Source organism: Staphylococcus sp. GDX7P312P (genome assembly GCF_008385775.1).
Classification (GTDB): domain Bacteria; phylum Bacillota; class Bacilli; order Staphylococcales; family Staphylococcaceae; genus Staphylococcus; species Staphylococcus haemolyticus.
The window spans coordinates 1-3,960 of sequence record NZ_VUKI01000079.1 but is presented as its reverse complement, the minus strand read 5'-3'; the positions used below and the strand labels follow the sequence as shown (position 1 = coordinate 3,960).

Here is a 3,960-nt window from a genome sequence, read left to right as displayed (position 1 = left end):
ATAATTATAGAGGTAATTGCGCCATTTTTGTATTCAAACATAAAAATTGGACTGATGATTTTTTAGTCATCTGTCCAATTTATTATAGAGCCATTTAAATAAATTTATTTTATAAATCTAAATATTTAAAGTAGAATTACATCATAGTATGAATTCAAAAACCTTTATTTCTACTTAGGTCAACTATAATCATTAAAAAAGCTAGGACCAATAATTGTCCTAGCTTACTTACACTTATTAAAGTTTAATCTTCCATCGTACTTAAATCACCTGCATCTAAATTAAGCTCCCAAGCTTTTAACACACGTCTCATAATTTTACCAGAACGTGTTTTAGGTAATTTATCTTTAAATTCTATTTCTCTTGGTGCTGCATGACCTGATAGTCCCTCTTTAACAAATTTACGAATATCTGCTTTTAACTCATCTGAAGGTTCATAGCCTTGGCGTAATGAAATAAAGGCTTTGATAATTTCGCCTCTGACAGGATCTGGTTTACCGATAACACCCGCTTCAGCTACTGCTTCATGCTCAACTAATTTCGATTCTACTTCAAATGGACCTACACGCTCACCAGCAGTCATAATAACATCATCTACACGGCCTTGGAACCAGAAATAACCATCTTCATCTTGATATGCTGAATCACCTGAAACGTACCAATCTCCAATAAAGTAAGAATTATATTTTTCAGGGTTTTTCCAAATTGAATACATCATAGATGGCCAACCCTTTTTAATAGCTAAATTACCCATTCTGTTCGGTGGTAATACATTACCTGAGTCATCTATAATAGCAGCCTCTATTCCCGGTAAAGGTTTACCCATAGAACCTAATTTAACGTCAACTGCAGGATAATTCACAATCATATGGCCCCCTGTTTCTGTCATCCACCATGTATCTAATACACGTTTATCATACACATCTTTAGACCATTTAATAACTTCAGGGTTAAGTGGCTCACCAACAGATAAAATTGATCGTAATGATGATAGATCATATTTTTCTACTACATCATCACCTGCGCTCATTAACATTCTTAATGCTGTAGGCGCAGTATACCAAATTGTTACTTTAAATGTTTCAATCATGCTATACCATTGTTCAGGAGAGAATCGACCACCCGCTATACAATTTGTAACACCATTTAACCACGGTGCAAACACACCATAAGATGTACCTGTAACCCAACCAGGATCAGCTGTACACCAGTAAATGTCGTCTTCTTTTAAGTCTAATACATATTTACCTGAAATATAATGAAGTAACATTGCCTTTTGAACGTGTAATACCCCTTTAGGTTGACCAGTAGAACCTGATGTGTAATGTAAGATTAAACCATCATCTTCTTTTAACCACTCAATATCAAATTCTTCACTTGCTTGATTCAATTCTTTATTGAAATCAACATATTGTTCATCAACTTCATCATCAACAACTACGACTGTTTCTAAGTGAGGTAATTTATCCTTAGGAATTCTGCCTAATAAACTATTTGTAGTAACAATGACTTTTGCTTCACTATTTTCTAATCTATCAGTTACTGCTTTTTCCATAAAAGCTTCAAATAATGGACCAACGATAGCACCAATTTTTAGAATACCCAGAAAGGCAAAATATAGTTCAGGCGTTCTTGGCATAAAGATAAATACACGATCACCTTTTTGAACATTCGCTTTATCTACTAAAACGTTGGCAGCCTTATTTGATAGCACTTTTAATTCTTTAAAACTATATTGTTCTTTACGTTTTTCATCTCTATAATTAAGTGCAATTTTATCGCCTTTACCATTATCAACATGACGATCAATACACTCGTAAGCCATATTTATTTTTCCTGTTTCATTCCATGAGAAAGCTTTTTTCACTTCATCCCAATCAAAGTCCTGATATGTCTTTTCATAATCTTGTAAATTATAATTACCTTGCTCGCTTTCAAATACTTCTACTTTCATTGTAAACTCCCCCTTGTTTAATGAAATCGCTTTCTTTAAAAGTATTATACATTAATTTTTGTGTTATTCAAAATTTTTAGATAATTATTACAATTTAATTTGTTTATTTCTCTAAATAAATATAAAATAACTATAATAGTAGTTCATATTGGGAGTGAGATGAATGAAACACATTAAAACAAACGTAACCAAGCACCTTACAATTAACAATAAGCATTTCACTATTGAAGGCCCTGTTTCATGCAATTATTTGAAAACGCTTTCTTTCGATGAGTCCTTAAATGCCTTTAGACCAGCAAAAGATCAATTTGACGCTTTGAAAGAAATTACGCAATTACCTGAAGGTCGTATTTATATTGCTCGAGAAAACAAACACGTCATAGGGTATGTAACATATCACTATCCCGATGAATTTGAAAGATGGGCTGAAGGACAACTACCCTATTTAATTGAGTTAGGTGCTATAGAAGTGCATCGCGATTTTAGACAGTTTCATCTAGGTGGCGAGCTTATTTCATTAAGTCTTTCTCAAGATGAGTTTGAAGACTATATTGTTTTGACAACAGAGTACTATTGGCATTGGGATTTGAAATCAGCTAAATTAGATGTTTTTGAATATAAAAAAATGATGCAAAAATTAATGTCTAAAGGTGGATTAGAAGTATTTGCTACTGATGATCCAGAAATTACGAGTCATCCAGCTAATTGTTTAATGGCGAGAATTGGAAACAGAATTACATTAGACCAGCAACAGTCTTTTGATGATTTACGTTATAAGAATCGATTTTTATTTTAAGATTTCTGTTAAAAATTTAAGGGGTATGATATTTATGCAAAATAATTTAAGAACGGGTTATGTCTATTCAGATGAACTATTAAAATATCGTTTTAACGATAATCACCCTTTTAATCAAATGCGATTAAAATTAACTACAGAATTACTCCAAATGATGAAAATGTTGAAGGATGATCAAATCATTACTCCTAGAATAGCCACTGAAGAGGAATTGGCTTTAATTCATAAATATGATTATATACAAGCAATTAAACATGCGTCTCATGGAATTTTAAGTCCATCGGAGGCTAATAAATATGGATTAAATACAGATGATACATTCCAATTTCGACATATGCACAGACATAGTGCAAGGATAGTTGGCGGTGCACTTAATTTGGCAGATGAAATAATGAATGAAAATATATTAAATGGTTGTCACTTAGGTGGCGGATTACATCATAGTTTACCCGGACGTGCCAATGGATTTTGCATTTATAATGATGTTGCCATTACAGCAAAATATCTTGCTACTAAATATAAGCAGCGTGTAATGGTCATTGATACAGATGCGCATCACGGTGATGGGACTCAATGGAGCCTTTATACTGATAATACAATCATGTGTTATTCCATCCATGAAACAGGGAAATTTTTATTTCCAGGTTCAGGACATTACACTGAACGCGGCGAAGATTTGGGTTATGGTTATACAGTAAATTTACCGTTAGAACCTTATACTGAACATGATAATTATTTAAAAGTCTTTGAAGAATCCGTGACAAGTGTTATTGAGGCTTATAAACCTGATATCCTACTTAGTGTGCATGGTGTGGATATTCATTACTTAGATCCTTTAACACATATGAGTTGTTCATTAGAAACTTTATACGAAATTCCGTATATAATTAATAAATTAGCGAAAAAATATACAGATGGAAAAGTTTTAATGTTTGGTGGTGGAGGTTATAATATTTGGCAAGTAGTCCCAAGAGCGTGGAGTCATATATTTTTAGCATTAATTAATAAACCTATTCAAGAAGGACCTTTACCAGAACAATGGATTAAAAAATGGCGTGCGTACTCACCAGTAAACCTACCTAAACATTGGACAGAAGATTATCGCGACTATCAAACAATACCCAGAACATATGAAATCTCACAGAAAAACAACGAACGAGCAAGTAGAATTGTTCATTGGTATACACACTAAGGGAGCGGTATGATGATT

Annotated in this window: 3 protein-coding genes; 2 read left to right on the top strand and 1 reads right to left on the bottom strand. The window is 33.0% G+C overall.

Annotated features, from left to right (window positions below; translation table 11 throughout):
- Nucleotides 1–244: 244 nt before the first annotated feature.
- A complete protein-coding gene (gene acsA / locus F1592_RS13360) occupies nucleotides 245–1,954 on the bottom strand; it encodes an acetate--CoA ligase (RefSeq protein ID WP_107641331.1) in 1,710 nt (569 codons plus the stop codon).
- A gap of 163 nt (nucleotides 1,955–2,117) precedes the next feature.
- Between acsA and F1592_RS13355 the strand changes: the two genes are divergently transcribed.
- Both F1592_RS13355 and F1592_RS13350 read left to right on the top strand, forming a co-directional pair.
- A complete protein-coding gene (locus F1592_RS13355) occupies nucleotides 2,118–2,750 on the top strand; it encodes a GNAT family N-acetyltransferase (RefSeq protein WP_037536877.1) in 633 nt (210 codons plus the stop codon).
- 34 nt (nucleotides 2,751–2,784) lie between these two features.
- A complete protein-coding gene (locus F1592_RS13350) occupies nucleotides 2,785–3,942 on the top strand; it encodes an acetoin utilization protein AcuC (protein WP_053016753.1) in 1,158 nt (385 codons plus the stop codon).
- The last annotated feature ends 18 nt before the right edge of the window (nucleotides 3,943–3,960 follow it).

What these genes read in the sequence shown, in the direction of transcription:
- acsA (WP_107641331.1), bottom strand. Translation starts at nt 1,954, where the DNA reads ATGAAAGTAGAAGTATTTGAAAGCGAGCAAGGTAATTATAATTTACAA.
- F1592_RS13355 (WP_037536877.1), top strand. Translation starts at nt 2,118, where the DNA reads ATGAAACACATTAAAACAAACGTAACCAAGCACCTTACAATTAACAAT.
- F1592_RS13350 (WP_053016753.1), top strand. Translation starts at nt 2,785, where the DNA reads ATGCAAAATAATTTAAGAACGGGTTATGTCTATTCAGATGAACTATTA.